This window comes from Dermabacter hominis NBRC 106157 (assembly GCF_001570785.1).
Taxonomy (GTDB): Bacteria; Actinomycetota; Actinomycetes; order Actinomycetales; family Dermabacteraceae; genus Dermabacter; species Dermabacter hominis.
Genome location: NZ_BCSI01000001.1, coordinates 471,256 through 491,974, shown reverse-complemented (window position 1 = coordinate 491,974; position 20,719 = coordinate 471,256). Strand labels below are relative to the sequence as shown.

The following is a 20,719-nucleotide window of genomic DNA, read 5'->3' as shown; positions in this document are numbered from 1 at the left end:
ATGATTGAGTCGATCCTCCAGACCGATGCGTCCACAGGCCTCCGCGACTCACGATGGAGACATGATGATGCACAGAAGTGAACGAGCACCCCTCAAGGTCCTCATTACAACCGACTGGTACGAGCCGGTTGTCAACGGGGTCGTGACGAGCGTTCTCACGCTCAAAAAGCAACTCGAGATGCTCGGATGCGATGTACGAGTGCTGACTCTCGCGGAATCCCTACGGTCCTCTTCGCGCGATGGCGTGTATCGCCTCGCATCGCTCAACGCTTCCATGTTCTACGATCACGCCCGCATTTCGGTGCTCCCCAACCGGAAAATCCGCCGGGAGATCGAGCAGTGGCACCCGGATGTTATTCATTCGCAGTGCGAGTTCTCGACCTTCCTGTGGGCCAGAACGATCGCCAAGGCACTCAACATCCCGATCGTGCACACCTACCACACGATCTACGAGGATTACACCCACTACTACGCGCCCACGAAAACGATGGGCAAGAAGATGATCACGGCCTTCTCGAAGAAGTTCTGTGAGCAGGTCAGTGCGGTGATCACGCCGACGGCAAAGGTCGAGAGGCTTCTTCGCGGCTACGGCGTCACACAGCCCATCGCCGTGATTCCCACGGGTCTCGATCTCTCGCGTTTTCACGCCGCTGAGACGAACGAGGACCTCGAGCGCAGCCGCGAGATTCGCCGTGAGCTTGGTATCGCTGAAGGCACGAAGGTTCTCCTATCGGTGTGCCGTCTTGCGAAAGAAAAGAGCGTCGACGACGTGCTGCGCCACCTCGCAAAGGCCCGCCCCGCCGAAACCGTGTTCGTGCTGGTCGGCGACGGCCCATCGCGTAATGAACTCGAGGATCTCGCCGATCGCCTCGGGATCAGGGACATGGTGCGTTTCGCGGGCTTCCGCGCTCCCGAGGAGGTCGCCGACTACTACCGCATGGCCGATCTCTTCGTTTCTGCCTCGCTCAGCGAAACCCAGGGCCTTACCTTTATCGAAGCCATGGCCTGCGGCGTTCCACTCCTGTGCCGCAAGGATGACTCGCTCGACGGAGTGATTCTCGAAGGCAAAACTGGTTACACCTACGGGGACTCGGCCCAGTTCGCCGCGCGCCTTGCCGACATCCTCGAAGACGATGCGCTGCGTGCCCGCATGGCAGCCTGCGCCGCTCGGCGCGCGGCCACGGTTTTCTCGGCGGAAGCTTTTGGACGATCCGCCAAAGAGGTCTACGAAAAGGTGCTCGCAAGCGTCGGAACCGGGCGCCGCCGCAGCCCGCTGAGCCTGAAGATTTCCACCCACCGCGAGAGCGCTACAAAGACGCCTCACCCCACGACCAATGGAGAAGAGCGCCTGGCCGCATGAGTGCACACGAGGACACCACGACCGCACCGACCGAAGACTCCTCGCCAGCGTTCCCGGGGGCCGAGAAACTTCCGTTCACTCCTACGGAGCGTTCACGCACCAATATCGCTCCCGCGATCGAACCGCGTGAGGGGATGAGTGCGAAAGAGCACCATCAGTCGCGCTTCGGTGAGCACACCGCCGAACGCGTCACCGCCCACAAGAAGGCCATTCAGATCGCGGTCAAGGTCATGCCGTTCGTCGGGCTCGCGTTCTCGATCTGCCTCGTCGCGTGGGGTATCAAGACGGGCACACTCAAATCCCTCGATTCTCTTCAGGCGTACATCGACTCGCTCGGGATCTGGGGACCGATAGGGTTTATGTCGGCGAGCTTCGCCTCGGTGATGTTCCCCATCATCCCCGCCGGGCTCCTCGTGATCGCTGCTCCAATTCTGTTCGGGCCGATCGAGGGCACGATCTATAACTGGCTCGCGGTGTGCGCCGGCTCGATCACGAACTTCATCGTGGCACGCCAGGTGGGCATGGCTCTCATCGAGGCAATGTTTAGCGAGAAGACGATCGAAAAGTACCTCGGGTGGACGCGAAAATCCGGTTTCACGACATTATTCGCAGCTGCGATCGTGCTGCCCATCGCCCCGGATGACCTCCTTTGCTACCTAGCGGGCACGACAAAAATGAAGTTCTCGACCTACACGTGGATCATCCTCCTGGGTAAGATCCCCACCCTCGTGGCATACGGGCTCGGCATTAGCGCGCTCGTGACCAATCTTCTCCCCTGGTAAGAGGGCACGCGCATGGCGAAACCACGCATTCACGCATTTTCGAAAGCCGACTCCGTCGCGGGCCAGGGGGTGGGAAGCGCCTACCTCGAGCAGGTTGCACTCATCAGTGCGGAGCTCGGCGACGAATTCGACATCAACCCGCGAGCACGCCTCGGAAGCTTCGGCGACATCAACCACTTCCATTCCATCAACCCGGAGTATCGCGCAGTGATCCCCCTCGCCAAGCGACGTGGGGCGACGCTTGCCCACGTGCACTTCATTCCGGAGACCGTCGATGATTCGATCGCGATGCCGAAACCGGCACGCTGGGCGTTCTACCGCTACATGCTGAACTTCTACCGCGCTACGGATACGCTCGTCACGGTCAATCCCTGGTTCATCACGGCACTCGAAAGCGAATACGGCTTCGACCCGTCCCGCATCACGTTTATCCCGAACTTCGTCTCGGAGGAACAGTTCCATCCGCTCGAGAGAAACGAGAGCATCGCACAACGACGACGGGCCTGGGGCGCAGACGACGCTCGCTTCGTGGTCATGTGTGCAGGCCAGCTGCAAACCCGCAAGGGATTTTTTGATCTTCTCGACGTCGCACGCGCGATGCCCGAGGCGCTCTTCGTGTGGGCCGGGGACTTTTCTTTCGGTCGCATCACGAGCGGCTACGAACAAATCAAAAAGGCAAAAGAGAATCTCCCCGCGAACGTCAAGCTCATTGGACTTGTGCCGCGCGAGGAGATGAATGAGTGCTTCAACGCCGCGGATGCGTTTTTCCTGCCGAGCTACGAGGAGCTCTTTCCCATGACGCTCCTCGAAGCCATGGCAACCGACACCCCCATCGTGGTTCGGGACCTCGTGTACTACGAAGGCGTGCTGTTCGATCATGCGACGCGCGTTCAGGCTGGCCGTGGCGAGATCGACGGGTTCGTCGAGGCCCTCACGAGTCTGAAGGACTCCCCCACCGTTTACGCGAAAGCCCAGCAGGCCGCGCGCGAAGGCGCCGCCCGCTATTCGAGGGCGTCAGTTGCCGAGCAGTGGCGAGAGTTCTACAGGAGCCAGCTCGCGCGTTAGCGGGGACCTTCTGGCCTCCACACGACAAGCGCACCCGCTTGGCGTCGGCGTGGCCGCTGGCCGCGACGCATCACTTCGACTTCACCCGTTTGTGAGGTCGCGAAGATCCTCGTGTCGCGCTCGCGTTGTGCGTCGCGCTCCTCAGTCAGTTCGTCGAGTTGCGCGCGCAAACGTTCGACCTCGTTTTGAAGTTCAAGGATGCGCTTAATGCCCGCGAGGTTAATGCCTTCCTCTTGCGAGAGAGCTTGGACCTGCCTCAACTGCGCGATGTTCCATGCGCTGTAGCGTCGCCCGCGCCCACTCGTGCGCTGCGGCGACACAATTCCAAGCCGATCGTAAGTGCGTAAGGTTTGCGGGTGCATCCCCGTAAGCTCGGCCGCGACCGAGATGACGAAGACTCCCGCATGCTCATCGAATCGTGACGGTGCCATGTCTTCTCCTTCTCGTGGCCGTCGGTCGTGGTACTAACGAGTGGCGTTCTCCGCAAAATCGGCCCGCGGGTCGAAGTCGCTCGTCGCCTCGGCGAAATCGCGAAGGGCACGCTCGGCAGTTTCGCTGAGCGTATCGGGAAGCGCAATCGTGAGGGTCACGAGCAAATCACCCGTGCCCTTCTTGGCCCGAACACCCTTGCCTTTGGCACGCAGCGTGCGCCCGGAGGGAGTGCCGGCGGGTACCTTAAGCTTCACGCTTGAGCCATCGATAAGGGGCACGCTTAGGGTCGTGCCGAACGCGGCTTCCGCGGCGGTGACGGGGACGTTTACGCGCAGGTTGATCCCGTCCATGGTGTAGAGCGGGTGGGGTGCGACCTTCGCGGTCAGCATGAGGTCGCCGGGGGCGCCACCGTTAGTCGACGCTTGCCCTTTGCCCCTGAGCCGAATCTTCTGTCCGTCGTGAACTCCCGCGGGAATACGGGTCGTAATGTTCCGCCCTCCCGCGCTAAACGACACTTCGGTTCCGAGCACTGCGTCACGGAAGCTGAGCCTCACGCTTGCGCTCACGTCGGCACCTTTTTGGGGTGCCTGGCGCCCAAAGCCGCCGTTCGGAGAGAAGCCTGCACTGCCCTGACCCCCGCCGAAGCCGCCTCCGCCAAACATTCCCATGAGGTCTTCGATGTTGACGCCGCCCGCGCCACCACCGAAACCACCGCCGGTGAAGGCACCGAAAAGATCCTCGAATCCGCCGCCGGCCGCACCGCCGGGGCCAGAGGCGAAGCGGGCACCGCCCGCCCCCATCGCGCGGATCGCGTCGTACTGCTTGCGCTGCTCCGCGTCGTTCAGGATCGAGTAGGCCTCGCCCACTTCTTTGAAACGTTCTTCCGCCGCGGCATCCCCGGGATGCCTGTCCGGATGCAGCTCCTTTGCCTTGTTGCGATAGGCCTTCTTGATTTCTGCTGCGGAGGCGTCCTGGGAGACGCCGAGGATCTTGTAAAAGTCCTTGCTCAGCCATTCCTGCTGGCTCATGGTGTCTCCTCGTCAATAGTTTGAGTCTATGGAGCGGGGCGGCGGTGCATGTGCCCGCCGCCCCGCGGTGTGCTGGTGGCGTCGGCCCACCCCGTTCCGCTGTTACGTGGCGGGAGGTGCCGACGCTTGCCCTACTCTAGTTGGGGCCGACCGTGCCCACGCGCGCCGGGCGCAGGACGCGATCTCCCATCATGTAGCCCGGTTGCATGATGACCTCAAGGGTCGTCGCCTCGGCTTCATCACTGCTCGAGTGCATGAGCGCCTCGTGCTTTTCGGGGTCGAACTCTTCGCCGACCTCGCCGTAGCGAGCGAGACCGTGCGCACCGAGTGCTTCCTCAAGCTTGCTCGTGATCGCGGCAAACGGGGTGTCCTCGGCAATATCCCCGTGCTGCCGAGCGAGCTCGATGTCGTCGAGGACGCTCAGAAGCGATGTGAGGACCTTTGCGACGGCCTGCTGCTGCCCCACGACGGCGCTCTGTTCGATGCGCCTGCGCGAGTTCACGTATTCGGCCTGGTCGCGCTTGAGCTGCTCTTCGAGCTCGTTCACTTTCGCCTTGAGGGCTTCGGTCTCGGCGACAGCACCCTCGTAGAGGGCTCCGGCCTCAGCGGAGAGATCGTCGACCTCGGCACCCTCGGGCGTTTCAGTGCTGTTCGCGTTGACCTCGGCGGGCGCGGGAGTTTCCTCCGGCGCGCCGCCTGGTTGTTGCTCGTTCATGTCTGGCTCCTCGCCTTTCGTGGACGTGCGCTTATCAGTGAACGTGAACGGTTTGTCGTTCTCGCTCACTTGTCGTCCTCATCGTCAACGATCTCGGCGTCGACAACGTCGTCGTCTTCGCCCGAGGTGGCGTTGGCCGAATCCGCACCTTCGGCGTTGCTTGCCTGCTCGGCCTCAGCAGCCGAGTAGATCGCGGTGCCGACGGCCTGGAGCTTCTCGCTCAGTGCTTCATACGCGGCTTCGAGGTCGCTCGTCGAGGCATCTTCCTTGGCGAGGACTTCCTTGGCTTCCTTGATCGCGTCTTCAGCCGCGGTCTTGTCGGCATCCTGGATCTTGTCGCCGTTGTCCTTGAGGAGCTTGTCGCCCTGGTAGGTGAGCTGCTCGAGGGTGTTGCGAGCGTCAGCGTTCTTGCGGCGCTCGGCGTCCTCGGCTGCGTGTGCCTCGGCGTCCTTCACCATGCGGTCGATCTCTTCGTCGGAGAGGCCCGAGCCACCCGTGATCTGAATCGACTGCTCGTTGCCGGTGCCGCGGTCCTTCGCGGACACATTCACGATGCCGTTGGAGTCGATGTCGAAGGTCACTTCGATCTGCGGCTTGCCGGCGCGTGCCGGTGCGATTCCGGAAAGCTCGAAGGTGCCGAGCAGCTTGTTGTCACGCGTGAACTGGCGCTCACCCTGGTAAACCTGAATGGCGACCGAGGGCTGGTTGTCCTCAGCGGTCGAGAAGACCTCGGAGGCCTTGGTCGGGATCGCCGAGTTGCGCTCGATGAGTTTGGTCATGAGCCCGCCCTTGGTTTCAATGCCGAGCGAGAGCGGCGTGACGTCCATGAGGAGCACGTCCTTGCGGTCGCCCTTGATCACTGCGGCCTGGAGCGCGGCGCCATAAGCCACGACCTCATCGGGGTTGACGCCCTTGTTGGGCTCCTTGCCGGTGAGCGAGGTGACAACCTCGTTCACGGCCGGCATACGGGTCGAGCCACCCACGAGGATGACGTGGTCGATGTCGGAAACCGAAACGTCGGCGTCTTTGATGACCTGGTGGAACGGTGCCTTGGTGCGCTCGAGCAGGTCGCTCGTGAGCTCCTCGAAGTGGGAGCGCGTGAGCTTCTCGTCGAGGTGGATCGGGCCGTTTTCGCTCATCGAGAGGTACTGGAGCGAAATGTTGGTCGAGGTCGAGCTCGAGAGCTCCTTCTTGGCCTGTTCGGCGGCTTCCTTGAGGCGGTGCAGTGCGATGCGATCCTTCGAGAGGTCCACGCCATCCTTGTTCTTGACCTGGCTCACGAGGTAGTCGACGACGCGCTGGTCCCAGTCGTCGCCACCGAGGCGGTTGTCACCCGCGGTTGCCACGACCTGAATGGCCGAGCCGTCCTCATCCTTCGAAATTTCGAGGAGGGAGACGTCGAACGTGCCGCCGCCGAGGTCGAACACGAGGATGCGCTCGTCGTCCTTGCCCTTTTCGAGGCCGTACGCGAGAGCGGCGGCGGTGGGCTCGTTGATGATGCGCAGGACGTTGAGGCCCGCGATCTGGCCGGCGTCCTTCGTGGCCTGGCGTTCCGCGTCGTTGAAGTAGGCGGGAACGGTGATGACCGCATCGGTCACGGTCTGGCCGAGGTAGGACTCGGCGTCGCGCTTGAGTTTGCCGAGCGTGCGTGCCGAGATCTCCTGCGGGGTGTACTTCTTGTCGTCAACCTCGGTCGTCCAGTCGGTGCCCATGTGGCGCTTGACAGACGAGTACGTACGGTCAACGTTGGTCGCGGCCTGGCGCTTAGCGACTTCACCGACGAGGACTTCGCCGGACTTCGAGAAGGCCACAACCGAGGGGGTCGTGCGAGCACCTTCGGCGTTCGCGATAACGGTGGGTTCGCCACCTTCGAGAACGGCGACAACAGAGTTGGTGGTGCCGAGGTCGATTCCTACTGCCTGTGACATAAGTGTTCTCCTTCCGCGTGTGCGACCGGTGAATTTCTGTGGTGGCCGCACCGCTATCAACTTGGCTGTGCTCAAGAACGCGATTAGTCAACGCTCCCCAAAGTCGGGTTGTCAATCGACGTATCACTCAACTTGAGTTCACTAGGCTCAACTCTTCTGCTGGCGAGCTTATTCCACCGACTCCCGCATATGCCACACGTCACATTTTTTGTGCGCTTGCGCCCATAAAAGGGTTCCAAGGCGCACGTGTCACAATCACCACAGCAGCTCCACCAACCTTCGAGCACTAGAAAGATACGGCCATGCCCACCCACTGCGCAGCCCCGCTCACGCTCGAATTCACGGAAATCGCCTCCCCGCTCGGGACGCTCATGCTCGCCGCGACCGAACGTGGCCTCGTGCGAATCGCCTTCGATAGCGACGACGTCGCGGCCACCAAAGCCCTCACCGAAGCGCAGCTATGCAAGGTCGCGCACGCCTCAGTTCAGGCACCCGCATTCGAGCCCCACGAGGTGCTCAGCACGGCTAAGGATCAGGTCCTCGACTTTCTCGACGGCAACCGTCGGACCTTCAGCTTCCCGCTCGACCGCTCCCTTTCCCAGGGGTTTCGCCGCGCGGTGCATGAAGCAATCGAACAGATCGGCTTCGGCGAGCAGCAAAGCTACAGGTGGATCGCAGAGCGCGCCGGCAACCCCAAAGCGGTGCGCGCAGTGGGCACGGCGTGCGGCACAAATCCCCTCCCGATCGTGGTCCCGTGCCACAGGGTCATAAAATCCGACGGCAGCCTCGGCGGCTATAGCGGCGGGATCGAGAAAAAGCGTTTCTTGCTCGCACTCGAGGAGGGCGACGCGCCACGTGCGTGACGCCGCAAAATGGCAACCGTCGGCCTCTCCCCTACCGTTTCGAACTCCTAGACGGACCCCACGACGCTCACAAAACGCTTGAGGCGTTCATCCTCAGAGTTGAAGAAGTGTTCGGGATTCCCGTCGAAGAGGATCTTTCCTTCCTCAAGGAACACGACGCGGTCGGCAACGCTTCGCGCAAACTGGAGCGAATGCGTCACAACGACGAGGGTGCGGTGCTCGCTCGCGAGAGACGAGAGCACCGCGATAACCTCGGCGGCAAGCTCCGGATCAAGCGCAGACGTCGGTTCGTCGAACAAGAGATAATCGGTGCTCAGCGCAAGGGCGCGGGCAATTGCGACGCGCTGCTGCTGACCGCCAGATAGCCGCGCGGGATAGGCGTCGATCTTGTCTGCAAGCCCCACGCGCTCGAGGGCGCGAACACCCCTCTCACGCGCGTGGGCCTTCGACATCCCGCGCGACGTGATCGGCGCAAGCGTCACGTTCTGTAGAGCCGTGAGGTGCGGAAACAGGTTGAACTGCTGGAACACCATGGTCGAATGACGCCTGATTTCGCGGACTTTCTGATCCGAAAGCTTGCCGCTCACGCCTATCGGGCCGCTTCCGAAATCTAGCGTGCCCTCATCCGGCTTTTCGAGAAGGTTGATGGAACGCAAAAGCGTGGATTTACCCGAGCCCGAGGGGCCGAGCAAAACGGTCGTGCGCCCCGGCTCGATGTCGAGGTCGATGTGATCGAGTGCGGTAAGCGCACCAAAACGCTTCGTGATCGAGCGCAGCCTCAGTGGGCTGCGCGCCTCACCCGCATTGAGGTCAGCAGAGGTCTCAGTCACGCTCAACGTACACGCTCGCTTTCTTTTCTAGCCACGCCTGCACGAGACTCAGCACGGAAATAAGAACAAGGTAAATCGCCGCTACGAGGACGTAGAGGTAGAACGGCTCGAAGGTTGCGGCCGCTCGCTGCTGCGCCACCATGAACATGTCGAGCAGCGTAATCGTCGAGACGAGGCTCGTGCCCTTCACGAGGTCAATGAAGTCATTGCTGAGCGGTGGGAGCGCAATGCGGAATGCCTGCGGGGCAATCACCTTGAGGAATGTCGTGCGGCGATCGAGATCGAGCGTCGCCGCTGCCTCGTACTGGCCGCGCGGGATCGAGAGGATTGACGCGCGCACCGCTTCGGAAGCGTAGGCCCCACTGTTCAGGGCGAGGGTTCCGACGGCCGCAGTCCACGGGTCGAGCACGAGCGATGGGACGAGTTTCGGCAGTCCGTAAAACACGATGAAGAGCTGCACGAGCAGAGGCGTTCCGCGAAACACCCACACGTATAGCCACGCGATCGCCTTGAGCGGACGAAAGCGCGAAAGTCTCGCGCTGGCCGTGATGATGGCCAGCACGAGGGCGATCGCAAAAGCGATGAGCGAGAGCGGAATCGTGACCTTGAGGGTCGCGAGGAGCATGGGGCCAATCGCCTCTGCCCACACCTCTAGGGCCCGCGAAAAATCAACATTCACGAGGGAATCTCCGTGGGGTGCTTAGTTCTTGGGAGTGAGGTCAAGACCGAGCCAGTCCTTGTCGATCTTTGCGATCGTGCCATCGTCGAGGAGCTCGGTAATAGCCTTGTTGATCTTCTCGGTGAGAGGGCTGCCCTTCTTGAGTGCCCCAGCGATAAGGACCTCGGTTTCGAGCTTCTCGTCTAGGACCGTAATCGGCGCGTCGGGATGTTCCTCAAGATAGGTATTGAACGCAACGACCTCGTTCGCCGTGACGTCGGCTCGGCCGGTGGACACAAGTTCGACCGATTCGGCGAAGCCCGGGGACGCGACAATTTCGGCCCCCGCGTCCGTCATGACCTGCCCCCAGTTTGAGGTGGTCGTCTGCGCCGCGCGGCGCCCCTTGACATCGGCGAGAGACGTGATGTCCGAGCCCTCCGGGACGCCAAGGCGACCCTGGGTCTGTGCATAGGGGACAGTAAGGTCAAAAGCTTTCTTGCGTTCATCGGTCACAGCGACGTTATTCATCACGAGGTCGTACTGCCCGGCATCGAGGCCAGCAAGCAAGCTGTCCCATTTCGCCTCGACGTATTGTGTCTTCTTGCCGATCTTCTCGGCAATCGCCTCGACGATGTCGATCTCGAAGCCCACAAGCTTCCCCGAGTCATCGTGGAAGTTGTACGGCTTGTACACGCCCTCAACACCAACCTTGAGCACGCCCTCCGCGGAGCCCGAGCCACCGGCCTGCTTTCCACCATCGGACGAGCCGCATGCGGCAAGGGCCAACGCGGCAGCAGAGATGCCGGAGGTCGCAAGGATTGAGCGGCGCGAAATGGAACGAGACATAGTGAGCTCCTTTATGAGAGTGATGGAGGAAGTAATTAGTTCTGTGCTGCGTCGAGCGCCCCGGCAAAGTCATCCAGGAGGTCGTCGATATTCTCGATGCCCGCACTGAAGCGCACGAGGCCATCGGTAATGCCGGCACGGTCGCGTGCGGCTTGTGTCATGCCGTCGTGGCTCATCGTCGCCGGGATCGACAGGAGCGATTCGACTCCTCCGAGACTCACGGCGAACGAGGGGATTTCGAGCGCATGGAGGAATTTCTTGAGGTCGTAGCCTTGCGCGAGTTCGAATGAGAAGACGGCGCCGATACCTTTGGCTTGACGCTCGTGAACCTCCCGTTCAGCCTCGCTGAAGGACCCGGCTGAGAGCACCGTCTGGACTGCGGGGTGATCGCTCAAGAAGGCAACGAGTTTCTCAGCGTTTTCTTGCTGACGGGCGATGCGCAGCGGAAGAGTCTTGATGGCCTGGAGAAGCCGGAAAGAGGTCAATGGTTCGAGTACGCCGCCGAAGACCTTCTGGCTGAGACGAATGTTCTCGGCGAGCTCGTCATCATTCGTCGTGACAGCACCCGCAAGGAGGTCGCTGTGGCCGCCGAGGAATTTGGTCGCGGACTGAACGACGAGGTCCGCGCCGAAGTCGAGGGGCCGCTGGAGGACCGCGGTCATGAAAGTGTTGTCGATGACGAGGAGAGCGCCGTGCGCGTGGGCGAGCTTCGCGAGACGCTCGATATCGACGACGCGAAGCGTGGGGTTGCCGGGTGTTTCGACGAAGATCATGCGCGTGTTCTCGCTCAGGTCTTCGCTCGTAATAGAACCGAGGTCGTCGAAGAACGTGCCCGTCAAGCCAGCGCGAGGAAAGATCTTTTCGACGTAGCGGAAGGTGCCGCCATACACGTTGGATGAAAAGAGCACTTCGTCACCAGGGCTCAAGAGACTGAAAACCGAACTCACTGCGGCCATCCCGGTCGCAAAAGCGAATCCGTGCTTCGCTTCCTCAATGCTCGCAATGACCGACTCGAGGTCGGCGCGCGAAGGGTTCGAGCCGCGCTGATAGGCGTAGTCACCGCTCACTGAGTCGATATCGAGTTCGAAGGTCGAGGAGAGGTGGACGGGCGGCACAACCGCCCCAAACTCGCTCTTGCGCGGCGCAAGAATGGCCCGGGTATCAATATGCATGTCTCTCCACAGTCCTTCCAAAACACGAGTTCCTGGATGCACAAGCGCTAACACTAGCTTATGTACCCCATAAGCATGACAATACTAGGGGTCTCGCTGGCGAAAACCAAAAACCTGTGACGCACTATGACGCTCCAAAAGTCGCGATCCCCCTCAATCTCACGTATGAGATCCCCTCAGAACATCCGCGCCTCGAGACTGTTGCCTCAGCGCATACGCTCGCGAAGAATAAGAGATGTCTGACCGATCACATCACCCCGGACATCCAGAGGAGTACCCATGTCCACAACCGTTCCCCCCTCTCCCGTCGCCGTCAGCGCGCGCGGGGTCACCAAAACCTACGGAAGCGGCAGCAACCAGGTGACTGCTCTCAACGCAGTCGGGCTCGACATCCGTGCCGGAGAGTTCACTGCGATCATGGGAGCCTCGGGCTCCGGAAAATCGACTCTTCTCCACTCCCTCGCCGGCCTCGATTCAATCGACTCCGGGACGATCGTGGTTGAGGGCGTCGACATCACTCAGCTCTCGGACTCACAGCTCACAACCCTCCGCCGTGACCGAATCGGATTCGTCTTCCAGTCGTTCAACCTGTTGCCCATGCTCACGGCTAAGGAGAACATTCTTCTCCCGCTTGAACTCGCCGGCCGCAAGGTGGATGAGCAATGGTTCGGGATGCTTGTGCAGCGCTTTGGTCTCGCCGAGCGCCTCGGGCACCGCCCCAGTCAGCTCTCGGGTGGCCAGATCCAGCGCGTCGCGCTGACGCGCGCTCTCGTCACGCGCCCCGCTGTCATTTTTGCCGATGAGCCCACCGGCAACCTCGACTCGGCTTCGACCGAGGCCGTACTGAGCTTCTTGCGTGAGAGCGTCGACGTTCTCGGCCACACCGTCGTCATGGTGACGCACGAAGACGACGCTGCCCACAGGGCAGATCGCATCCTTCGCATGCATGACGGCCGAATCGTCGCCGATGAGTACATCGGCCAGAAAGCGGTGCAGGCACAGTGAGTACCCTGAAACTTCAGCCGCGGCGCAGGCACCTCGCCGCCGCCATCACGATTGCGCTTACGAGCGCCTTCATTGCCATTGCTGTTCTCGCCGTCGGATTTGTGGGCGAAGCTGTCAAAGCCCAGGTCACGGGACCCGTCCAAGGGGCTAGCGCCCTCGTGCAGCCAGCTTTTACAACGGAAGGCGACGCCACTTCCGCCTCGCCCGAGGCCATCGGGAAGGTGGACGGTGCCGACGGCGCCTTTTATAAGACTGACAACACGTTCGCGATCGCACTCGACGAGGGAGAGACAGGCAAAGAAAACCCACTCGATTCCAAGGGAACGTTTGTCAAGGTAGACGCGGTTCGCCCCGGCGTTGATGCCCACTACGTCGAAGGCAAAGCCCCTAGTGGAGACCACGAGGTTGCCGTCGATACGTCGTTTGCCAAAAAACGCAATCTGAAGGTTGGAAGCCAGATTGGGGTGCAGTCGCTCGACTCCGGCCAGACGCTTACCTTTACCGTCGCTGGCATTAGCCAGCCGCAGCTCGCGCAGGTCCTCAATCCCGGGGGTACCCTCACATTCGGCACCGCGGGCATCGACACCCTCACGGCTCTTGGAGGGGATGCCTCCGAAAAAGCCTCCGACTACTACGCGATCGCCGTCGTCGCCAAGCCCGGCGTGAGCGAAGAAGAGTTGGTGAGTAACCTCAAGGCTGCCGGTTACGACGCCGCGACCGTCACGGAATTCCTGCAAGAGGCGAATCTCATGGCGTTGACCGTCGTGACCATGCTCTCGGCACTTCTCGCAGGATTCGTCCTGATCGCCATTGCGACGAGCGCGCTCGTCGTGACGAACTCGTTCGCCGTGACGATGGCGCAGCGCAGGCGATCGTTCGCACTCGCGCGTGCACTCGGCGCAAAACGCCGACAGGCGATGTGGGCGATCGTTCGCGACGCACTACTCGTCGGGATTATCGGCTCGATTCTCGGCATTGTTCTCGCGTACCTCGCCTGGTGGGCGCTCCTTCTCGTGGGCCGCTTCACCTACTCCGAGGCTCTACCCGTCGTCCCGGGATTGAATATTTTCGCGATTCTCGTCCCGATCCTCGCCTCTCTCATCCTCGCGGTCTGTGCATCGGTGTTCCCGGCTATCAGCGCTTCTCGCGTGAAGCCTCTCGAGGCGCTGCGCCCCGCGGAGATCGCCTCCGGTAAGCACGCGTCGCTGATTCGCACGATCTTCGCGTCTGCGGTTGTTGCGCTCGGTGTCGTTGTCTCACTTGGCTCGTTCGTTGTCGAAATTGTCCTCAAAGACAGCGAGTTCATGATCCTGATTTCCATGCTGTGCGCGTTCCTTGGGTGCCTCACGATTCTTGTCGGTGTGATCGGGCTGCTGCCGGCGCTCATCCCGCCGGTGGCGAAACTCGGCAACGCACTCGCCTCCGCCCTCGGTTTCACGAGCGCACGCTTCGCATTTTTGAACCTTGCGCGACATCCGAAACGCACGGGCATCACGATGTCGGCGCTCATCATTGGCACCACTCTCATGGCGACAATGGCCTCCGGTGCGGTGACCGCTCAAAACACATTCGAGCATGACATCACCGACCGCGTCCCCGTCGACACCATCATTGCCGCCACCGACCTTCCCGCTGGTTTCCTCGAGAAGGTTCAAAAGACCGAGGGTGTGGACACCGCTCGCCAGGTCCCCACGGCAGAACTGCCATTCGACGCGGGCGCGATGACCGTATACGCCCCCTCGGCGGAGGACCTGCAGGAGGTCGCTACGTCGGACTCGATCGAGGTTCCACCGCCCGGAGAGCTGCACATGGGCAAGGCTCGCGCGGAACGGTTCCATGTTCACGACGGCGAGACGGTCACTGTCAACGCGAATGATGGAAGTGCACGCGAAGTCACCGTCCGTGTCAAGGGGAAACTGTCAATTTCCCTGGTGGCCCCCGATACCCTCAGCGGGCTTGGGATCGACGAAGGCAAAGCGGTCTTCGTCAAGTTTGCCGCTCCTGATTCTCCACAGAGGGCTCACACCACGTCGATCCAACTCACCGGCGCACTGAGTGAACTTTCTAATCAGCTGCCTCCCGAGACCGTCACGGCAACGTCCTTCGATGGGGCTCAGCGCGAGGTGATGGCAACAGTGATCCAGACGCTCCTCACGATCACCGTCGCGCTCCTTGCGGTTGCCGTCGTGGTTGCGATCGTCGGCGTCGCGAACACCCTCAGCCTGAGCGTGATCGAGCGTTCAAGCGAGTACGCCCTGATGCGTGCGCTCGGCACCTCGAAGGGCGCGATCCGCGCGATGCTCGTATGGGAAGGTATTTTCATTGCCTTCCTGGGCTCACTCGTTGGCGTGCTTCTAGGAACCGCTTTCGGAATGTTCGGCGTGCGCTCGCTTCTCGCGGGCGAGTTCGACTTCTACCCGGCAATTCCGTGGCTGTATCTCCTCATGATTCTGCTCGCCGGGCTCGTCGCAGGCGTTCTCGCTTCAATCCTGCCCGGAATGCGGGCGAGCGCGACGGCACCGGCCCAGGCGCTCGCGCAGCGAGACGAGTAGGCATCAGCGTCACACCATAGGGCGGCCGCGCTCATGCGCGGCATGGGCGGGAACCAGTGCGTGCACACTGGTTCCCGCCCGTCTTTTGCGTCGATGCGGAAACGCGCAGGGGCAAAACTACAACGGGGCCACTCGGCACCTATCTACCCCCTCGAGGGAGGGAGCAATCACGAGGCGCCAAATCGCTCAAGAACCGCCAGAGCGAGCTGCGCCAAGTCCTTCTCGGTAAACCCGGGCCAGCCGTTGAGCGCACGCCGCCACACGGGATCGATGGCCTTGTACCCCACGACGGCGCCCGCGAGCGCACCCGCGATTGCCGCGACCGTGTCGGTGTCGTTTCCACTGCGCACCGCCGCTTCGACGACGCGCGTGAAGTAGGCGCGGCGCTCGAACTTGTCCTCGGGAACATCCCCCGCCTGGCACAGGGCCGAAACCGCTCCTTGGAAGGCGTGAATGACCCACCCGTTTCGAGCGAAATATGCGGGCGGAGCACTGTGCGCCTCGGCGATGAGGCCCCTCCAATAGTCACGGCGTTCAGGCGTGAGGCGGCCAAGACCAGCATCGATCGTGAGCTCGCCGGTGAGAATCGCGTGACGAATAGCGAAGCTCCACAGGACTGCCGCCTCGATCGTCTCGAGGTCGACGTGCGTAAGCGTGTTGACGAAAACAACGGCGCGCTCGAATTCGTCCTCGCTCGCGAGGAGGTACGGCAGAACAACCGAATAGGCGCGCATGAGCCCGCCGTTGCCGGCGGTGTGATGCTGCGCTTTGTGGATCGCACGGGCCGCCTCGTGCATGTCGCGGCCCGAGGGCACGCTGTTGCCGTGTGATTGCGCGGTCTCGAGGGCGGCGAGCAGCACGTTAGAGGTGAGGATCCCGATGTCGGGGGTTTCTCGCGACCACTGGTACCAGCCGGCGGCGATCGCGTCGAGGGAACTTTCGCTCGTGAGCGAATCACCGTGGATCTCATGGGCGGCCGCACGCATGATGACGATTGCCATCGCCGTGTCGTCGGTCCACTCCCCCGGCTTCCAGCCGAGCTGCCCGCCGCCGGTCATGGCCACGTCGTCGGAATCCGCAATGGGAGGCTCGAATTCGTAGGGCGCTCCGAGAGCGTCGCCCGTGGCAGCGCCGAGTACCGCGCCGAGTGCGCGTTCGCGCTGCTGCTTGCTGAGGCTGTGCGGATCGTGCGGCCGTTCAGGTTCCCGGGCCGCCGTAGCCTCGGTTGAAGGGGCGATGTCCGACAATTTCAATCCCCTTTCGTTGCCGTGAAAACTCGTGCGGCGTGCGCACGGGCGGTGTTGGCGCCGCCCTGCGCACACCGGTCACGCCAGTTTAAGCCGCGTTTCTCGCATTTTCCTGTACCCAATGGGCAAATGCGCATCGGCTCACTACGCTTGGAAGGCGCATCCGGTACCCGGCTGACCAAGGAGATTGTGTGAGTACAGCGCCTGAGCCCGCCCACGACGTGGATCCCGGCACTGATCGTTGCTCGTGCGGCAGCGACCACGACCACGGCCCCACGGGCAACGACATCGTTCACGCGCTCGGGCGTGGTTTCGCCATACTTTCGCTGCTCACCCCGCTTCTCGCTCTCGTGCTCGCTGCAGCGAGTCTCGCGGCGACACCGACCTCACCGGGCGTGGTGTTCCTCGGCATCGGCCTTGGCCTCGTTCACCTCGCTCTCATGCTTGTGGCGGGCATGGTGGGAACTAAGAAGGGCGCGGCGATGACCCGCTCGCCATGGTTCCTCGTGGGCCGTGTGGCGATCGAGGAACTCGTGAGACTGCTCGTCTGTCTGATTGCCCTCGTGACCCTGAGTTGGCAGTGGACTGGTGCGCTCGGCCTGTGGATCGGTGTGGGAGCGATGCTCGTGTGGGCGACCCTCGCGACCGTGCAACTTGCCGCCTCTCGCCGGCGGATCACGCGGCCCTCGGACTGGTCGAAGGAGACTGTCCTCAGCATTCTCGACGGCGGCATTTCGGTGCGGCGCGCGATGTGCGTACGCTTCCTCGACATCGCCGGGTTGTTCCTGTTCCAGCTTGGCGCCTGCACGCTCGTGACAGCGGCCCCCATCATGACGGTCGCGACGATCGTTCTCTCGATCGCCTCGGGCCTTTCAACGCTTATCGTGCAGAGCCTAAGCCCGCAACGCCGCAAGAACTCCCCGTGGGCGTTCGCCCCGTTCGCTATCGGCATCGTGACGGCCGCGCTCGCGGTCATTTTCGTGCTCGCGCCAGGAATAGCCGCGCTCGCCTAAATTTCCCTATCTCATCCTCGCTGGCGCGGGTCGAGAAAAGCCGGGCGCGGTGGGGCGGTTCCGACGCTTGCTACGCGCCCATCGCTCCCGAGAACGCAACCATGGCGAGCGCCAACAGGGCAATCCAGACGGTGCTCATGGCACCGAGGAGAACGGGCTTCCCGCCGACGCTGATCAGCCCCTTGATTTTCACCCCGAGCCCAAGCGCGAACATCGCCGCCGCGAGCAGCCCGGTCTGCAGGAGCTTGACTCCCGCGAGCGCCTGCGGGGGCATGATGTGGAGCGAGCCGAGACCAACCATCACGAGGAAGCCCACGACGAAAAGTGGCACGACCGGCGGGCGCTTTGTGCTCTCGCGCAGCGTGCCGCGTGAGCGTGCTGCGAGGGAGAGCGCGACCGCGACGGGAGCGAGAAGCACCACGCGCGTGAGCTTGACGATCACTGCGACCGAGAGGGCCGAGGCACCGTAGGCTCCTGCGGCGGCGACGACCTGCGCGACCTCGTGAGTGCTCGCCCCGATCCACGTGCCGCCCGCGCTTTCTCCCATGCCCATCGCGTGCGCGGCAAGCGGCGCGAGCGGAATCATGAGGGTACCGAACAGCACGACGAGCGCGATCGCGGTGGCAACTTCCTCTTCGTCGGCGTCAGCGATATCTTCAACGCCGGCAACGGCGGCCGCACCGCAGATCGAGAAGCCGCACGCAATCAGGATCGACAGTGAGCGGCTGATGCCCAGGGCGCGTGCCATGGCGAGAGTGCCGAGGATCGAGAGGGTGACGACGAGGATGACGCCCACGATCACGCGCCAGCCGAGCGAAAGGATGTCCCCTACCGCGAGCTGCAAACCGAGCAGCACAATCCCGACGCGCAAAAGCTTCTTCGCCGTGAACTGGATGCCCGCGCTCCACGACTCCGGAATTGTCCAGAGGTTCGTGAGGAGCGCACCGAGCACGATCGCGATGAGCAACGGGCTCGCTGCCGGGAGTGCACGATTCACGACAACCGCAAGGACCGCTACGAGCACGCACGGCACGAGTCCGGGCACGAGAGAGGGTGAAGAGACGCGGGAAGAAGATGAAGCTGGCACGGCCTCATTCTAGGAATCCAGGCGTGCTTGCTCAGATTTTCGGGACCGTAACGTGACACATCCACCCTTCCCGAACCGCGGCTCGCTAGGGTGGAGGCAACCGTCGGACATCCCGATTTCCCCGATCCCGGAGGAGACACATGACCTCGCCCGAATCCCAGACTGGCCTCGATCTCACCCAGATCGATCAGTCCGTTCGTCCGCAAGACGACCTCTTCGGCTTCATTAACGGCGCGTGGCTCGCCTCGGCTGAGATCCCCGCCGACAAGGCGAGCTACTCGGAGTTCATGCGCCTGCACGATCTCTCTGAGGAGCGCGTGCGCGGCATCATCGAAAAGGCCGCGGCCTCGAACGCCCCGGCCGACTCGAATGAGGGAAAGATCGGCGCGCTCTATGAACTCTTCATGGACGTGGCTCGCTTGAACGAGGTGGGCACGCGCGACCTCGAGCCGCAGCTCGAGCGGATCCTCAGCCTCGCCGACCGTTCAGCGCTCACGAGCTTCACTGGCGAAGCAACGGCCCCCACGGGCATCGTCGGTCTCTACGTGTGGACGGACGCCAACGACCCGGAGCGCTACCAGGCACAGATCGCCCAAGCGGGCCTCGGCCTTCCCGATGAATCGTTCTACCGCGATGAGCAGTACCGGGCGATCCGCGAGGCCTATGTTGACTACCTTGCGACGCTTGCCGACCTTGCGAAGCTCCCGGGACGCGCCGGGCTGCCCGAAGGCGACGCCCGCGCCCTCGCTGAGACCGTCATGGATCTCGAGACCCGCATCGCGAAAGAGCACGTCGACGTCGTGCGCCGGCGCGACAGCGAGAAATCGAACAACCCGATGAGCGTCGCCGAGCGCGCCGACGCCTTCCCGAGCTTCGACTGGAGCGCCTACTTCGAGGGCACCGGTGCGAAGGCCGAGTGGGTCGAGACCATCAATATCAACGAGCCGGAGTACACGTCGGCCGTTTCGAAGCTGTGGTCGAGCGAAAGCCTCGAGAACCTCCGCGCGTGGCTTGCACTCCATGCCATCGACGCGGCTGCGCCCTACCTGAGCGATGATTTCGTGAACGCCCACTTCGCCTTCCACGGCGCCACGCTTTCGGGCACCGCCGAGATCCGCGAGCGCTGGAAGCGAGGCGTGAGCCTCGTGGACTCCGCTCTCGGCGAGGCGTTGGGTGAAAAGTACGTAGCCGAGTATTTCCCGCCGGAGGCGAAGGAACGCATGGAGCATCTCGTGGAGGCCCTCATCACCGCCTACCGCGAATCGATCTCCTCGCTTGAGTGGATGACCCCGGCGACCCGCGAAAAGGCCCTCGCGAAACTCGAGAAATTCACGCCGAAGATCGGCCACCCCGAGACCTGGCGGGATTACTCGAGCCTCACCATTGATCCCGATTCACTCCTTGCCACCGTCGGAAACATCGCGACGTTTACCCATGACTACGAGATCGCAAAGCTTGGGCGGAGCGTCGATCGCGGCGAGTGGCACATGACCCCGCAGACGGTCAATGCCTACTACAACCCCGGCGCGAACGAAATCGTGTTCCCCGCGGCAATCCTCCAACCCCCGTATTTTGGGATCGATGCGGATGATGCCGTGAACTTCGGCGGGATCGGCGCGGTGATCGGCCACGAAATCGGCCACGGCTTCGACGACCAGGGCTCCAAGTACGACGGCGACGGCGCGCTCAAGAGCTGGTGGACCGAGGCTGACCGCGAAGAGTTTGAAAAGCGCACGCGCTCACTCATCGCCGACTACGACGCGATGAGCCCGCGCAATCTCTCGGATGAGCATCACGTGAACGGCGCTTTCACGATCGGCGAGAACATCGGCGATCTCGGCGGGCTCACGATCGCGCTCAAGGCGTATCTCAACGAGGTTGGCGAGGCGGCACACGAAGTGGGGGCCGACGGTTACACGGGCATCCAGCGCCTCTTCCTTTCGTGGGGTGCGGTATGGCGCGGCAAGAACCGCGAGGCCGACGCCATTCGTCGCCTCACAATCGACCCGCACTCGCCCATGGAGTTCCGCGCGAACGGGGTCGTGCGCCATATTGATGCCTTCCACGACGCCTTTGAGGTGAAGGAAGGCGACGGGCTCTTCCTCGCCCCCGAGCGCCGCGTGAGCATCTGGTAAG

General features: G+C 62.5%; 18 protein-coding genes. 8 read left to right on the top strand and 10 right to left on the bottom strand.

What is annotated here, in order from left to right:
• Nucleotides 1–61 precede the first annotated feature (61 nt).
• Genes DEHOM01_RS02215 through DEHOM01_RS02205 form a run of 3 tightly spaced genes read left to right on the top strand, consistent with a single transcriptional unit; the run spans nt 62 to nt 3,207 of the window.
• The gene (locus tag DEHOM01_RS02215) at nt 62–1,360 is read left to right on the top strand and encodes a glycosyltransferase family 4 protein (protein ID WP_217997990.1); all 1,299 of its coding nucleotides are present in this window, start codon (nt 62–64) and stop codon (nt 1,358–1,360) included.
• On the top strand, nt 1,357–2,142 hold the full coding sequence (locus DEHOM01_RS02210; RefSeq protein WP_061211279.1) for a TVP38/TMEM64 family protein: 786 nt from the start codon (nt 1,357–1,359) through the stop codon (nt 2,140–2,142). The genes DEHOM01_RS02215 and DEHOM01_RS02210 overlap by 4 nt, the downstream gene beginning before the upstream one ends.
• 12 nt (nt 2,143–2,154) lie before the next feature.
• Nucleotides 2,155–3,207, top strand: a complete 1,053-nt coding sequence (locus DEHOM01_RS02205; RefSeq protein WP_061211278.1) for a glycosyltransferase family 4 protein — start codon at nt 2,155–2,157, stop codon at nt 3,205–3,207.
• Here the strand turns inward: DEHOM01_RS02205 and DEHOM01_RS02200 are convergent.
• The 4 genes from DEHOM01_RS02200 to dnaK form a co-directional block, all read right to left on the bottom strand.
• Nucleotides 3,204–3,638 carry a heat shock protein transcriptional repressor HspR gene (locus DEHOM01_RS02200; RefSeq protein WP_061211277.1) on the bottom strand — a complete coding sequence of 145 codons (435 nt, stop codon included), beginning with the start codon at nt 3,636–3,638 and terminating at the stop codon, nt 3,204–3,206. The two genes, DEHOM01_RS02205 and DEHOM01_RS02200, sit on opposite strands and share 4 nt — an antisense overlap.
• 33 nt (nt 3,639–3,671) lie before the next feature.
• Nucleotides 3,672–4,667 carry a DnaJ C-terminal domain-containing protein gene (locus DEHOM01_RS02195; RefSeq protein WP_061211276.1) on the bottom strand — a complete coding sequence of 332 codons (996 nt, stop codon included), beginning with the start codon at nt 4,665–4,667 and terminating at the stop codon, nt 3,672–3,674.
• Between the two features lie 136 nt (nt 4,668–4,803).
• Entirely contained in the window at nt 4,804–5,451 is a 648-nt protein-coding gene (locus DEHOM01_RS02190) for a nucleotide exchange factor GrpE (protein ID WP_061211275.1), read from the bottom strand.
• Nucleotides 5,448–7,310, bottom strand: a complete 1,863-nt coding sequence (dnaK, locus tag DEHOM01_RS02185; protein WP_061211274.1) for a molecular chaperone DnaK — start codon at nt 7,308–7,310, stop codon at nt 5,448–5,450. The genes DEHOM01_RS02190 and dnaK overlap by 4 nt, the downstream gene beginning before the upstream one ends.
• A gap of 302 nt (nt 7,311–7,612) precedes the next feature.
• Here dnaK and DEHOM01_RS02180 point away from each other — a divergent pair, with 302 nt between their 5' ends.
• The gene (locus DEHOM01_RS02180; RefSeq protein ID WP_061211273.1) at nt 7,613–8,173 is read left to right on the top strand and encodes a methylated-DNA--[protein]-cysteine S-methyltransferase; all 561 of its coding nucleotides are present in this window, start codon (nt 7,613–7,615) and stop codon (nt 8,171–8,173) included.
• Nucleotides 8,174–8,220: 47 nt separating this feature from the next.
• Here DEHOM01_RS02180 and DEHOM01_RS02175 read toward each other — a convergent pair whose 3' ends face one another.
• From DEHOM01_RS02175 to DEHOM01_RS02160, 4 genes are read right to left on the bottom strand one after another with little or no spacing between them, the layout of a single operon-like run.
• Nucleotides 8,221–9,009, bottom strand: coding sequence for an amino acid ABC transporter ATP-binding protein (locus tag DEHOM01_RS02175; RefSeq protein ID WP_082738652.1), 789 nt, complete (start codon nt 9,007–9,009; stop codon nt 8,221–8,223).
• Entirely contained in the window at nt 8,996–9,682 is a 687-nt protein-coding gene (locus DEHOM01_RS02170) for an amino acid ABC transporter permease (protein ID WP_082738651.1), read from the bottom strand. The genes DEHOM01_RS02175 and DEHOM01_RS02170 overlap by 14 nt, the downstream gene beginning before the upstream one ends.
• Before the next feature lie 21 nt (nt 9,683–9,703).
• Nucleotides 9,704–10,507: a transporter substrate-binding domain-containing protein gene (locus DEHOM01_RS02165; protein WP_061211272.1), complete on the bottom strand. Its 804-nt coding sequence runs from the start codon at nt 10,505–10,507 to the stop codon at nt 9,704–9,706.
• Between the two features lie 35 nt (nt 10,508–10,542).
• Entirely contained in the window at nt 10,543–11,679 is a 1,137-nt protein-coding gene (locus DEHOM01_RS02160) for a trans-sulfuration enzyme family protein (protein ID WP_061211271.1), read from the bottom strand.
• Nucleotides 11,680–11,958: 279 nt separating this feature from the next.
• On the opposite strand from DEHOM01_RS02160, the gene DEHOM01_RS02155 reads away from it, so the two are divergent.
• The gene (locus tag DEHOM01_RS02155) at nt 11,959–12,684 is read left to right on the top strand and encodes an ABC transporter ATP-binding protein (RefSeq protein WP_061211270.1); all 726 of its coding nucleotides are present in this window, start codon (nt 11,959–11,961) and stop codon (nt 12,682–12,684) included.
• The gene (locus DEHOM01_RS02150) at nt 12,681–15,236 is read left to right on the top strand and encodes an FtsX-like permease family protein (protein WP_061211269.1); all 2,556 of its coding nucleotides are present in this window, start codon (nt 12,681–12,683) and stop codon (nt 15,234–15,236) included. Before DEHOM01_RS02155 ends, DEHOM01_RS02150 begins: the two co-directional genes overlap by 4 nt.
• A gap of 167 nt (nt 15,237–15,403) precedes the next feature.
• Here DEHOM01_RS02150 and DEHOM01_RS02145 read toward each other — a convergent pair whose 3' ends face one another.
• Nucleotides 15,404–16,483, bottom strand: a complete 1,080-nt coding sequence (locus tag DEHOM01_RS02145; protein WP_061211385.1) for an ADP-ribosylglycohydrolase family protein — start codon at nt 16,481–16,483, stop codon at nt 15,404–15,406.
• A gap of 191 nt (nt 16,484–16,674) precedes the next feature.
• Here DEHOM01_RS02145 and DEHOM01_RS02140 point away from each other — a divergent pair, with 191 nt between their 5' ends.
• Nucleotides 16,675–17,496 (top strand): hypothetical protein, encoded by an 822-nt coding sequence (locus DEHOM01_RS02140; protein ID WP_061211268.1) that lies wholly within the window; start codon nt 16,675–16,677, stop codon nt 17,494–17,496.
• 70 nt (nt 17,497–17,566) lie between these two features.
• On the opposite strand, the gene DEHOM01_RS02135 is transcribed toward DEHOM01_RS02140, so the two are convergent.
• Nucleotides 17,567–18,583 carry a YeiH family protein gene (locus DEHOM01_RS02135; protein WP_061211267.1) on the bottom strand — a complete coding sequence of 339 codons (1,017 nt, stop codon included), beginning with the start codon at nt 18,581–18,583 and terminating at the stop codon, nt 17,567–17,569.
• A gap of 140 nt (nt 18,584–18,723) precedes the next feature.
• Between DEHOM01_RS02135 and DEHOM01_RS02130 the strand changes: the two genes are divergently transcribed.
• Nucleotides 18,724–20,718, top strand: a complete 1,995-nt coding sequence (locus DEHOM01_RS02130; RefSeq protein WP_061211266.1) for a M13 family metallopeptidase — start codon at nt 18,724–18,726, stop codon at nt 20,716–20,718.
• Nucleotide 20,719 lies beyond the last annotated feature (1 nt).

Excerpts from the sequence above, each read along its gene's own strand:
- dnaK (WP_061211274.1), bottom strand. The coding sequence starts at position 7,310 with ATGTCACAGGCAGTAGGAATCGACCTCGGCACCACCAACTCTGTTGTC.
- DEHOM01_RS02205 (WP_061211278.1), top strand. The coding sequence starts at position 2,155 with ATGGCGAAACCACGCATTCACGCATTTTCGAAAGCCGACTCCGTCGCG.
- DEHOM01_RS02160 (WP_061211271.1), bottom strand. The coding sequence starts at position 11,679 with ATGCATATTGATACCCGGGCCATTCTTGCGCCGCGCAAGAGCGAGTTT.
- DEHOM01_RS02195 (WP_061211276.1), bottom strand. The coding sequence starts at position 4,667 with ATGAGCCAGCAGGAATGGCTGAGCAAGGACTTTTACAAGATCCTCGGC.
- DEHOM01_RS02180 (WP_061211273.1), top strand. The coding sequence starts at position 7,613 with ATGCCCACCCACTGCGCAGCCCCGCTCACGCTCGAATTCACGGAAATC.
- DEHOM01_RS02200 (WP_061211277.1), bottom strand. The coding sequence starts at position 3,638 with ATGGCACCGTCACGATTCGATGAGCATGCGGGAGTCTTCGTCATCTCG.
- DEHOM01_RS02210 (WP_061211279.1), top strand. The coding sequence starts at position 1,357 with ATGAGTGCACACGAGGACACCACGACCGCACCGACCGAAGACTCCTCG.
- DEHOM01_RS02215 (WP_217997990.1), top strand. The coding sequence starts at position 62 with ATGATGATGCACAGAAGTGAACGAGCACCCCTCAAGGTCCTCATTACA.
- DEHOM01_RS02165 (WP_061211272.1), bottom strand. The coding sequence starts at position 10,507 with ATGTCTCGTTCCATTTCGCGCCGCTCAATCCTTGCGACCTCCGGCATC.
- DEHOM01_RS02155 (WP_061211270.1), top strand. The coding sequence starts at position 11,959 with ATGTCCACAACCGTTCCCCCCTCTCCCGTCGCCGTCAGCGCGCGCGGG.
- DEHOM01_RS02130 (WP_061211266.1), top strand. The coding sequence starts at position 18,724 with ATGACCTCGCCCGAATCCCAGACTGGCCTCGATCTCACCCAGATCGAT.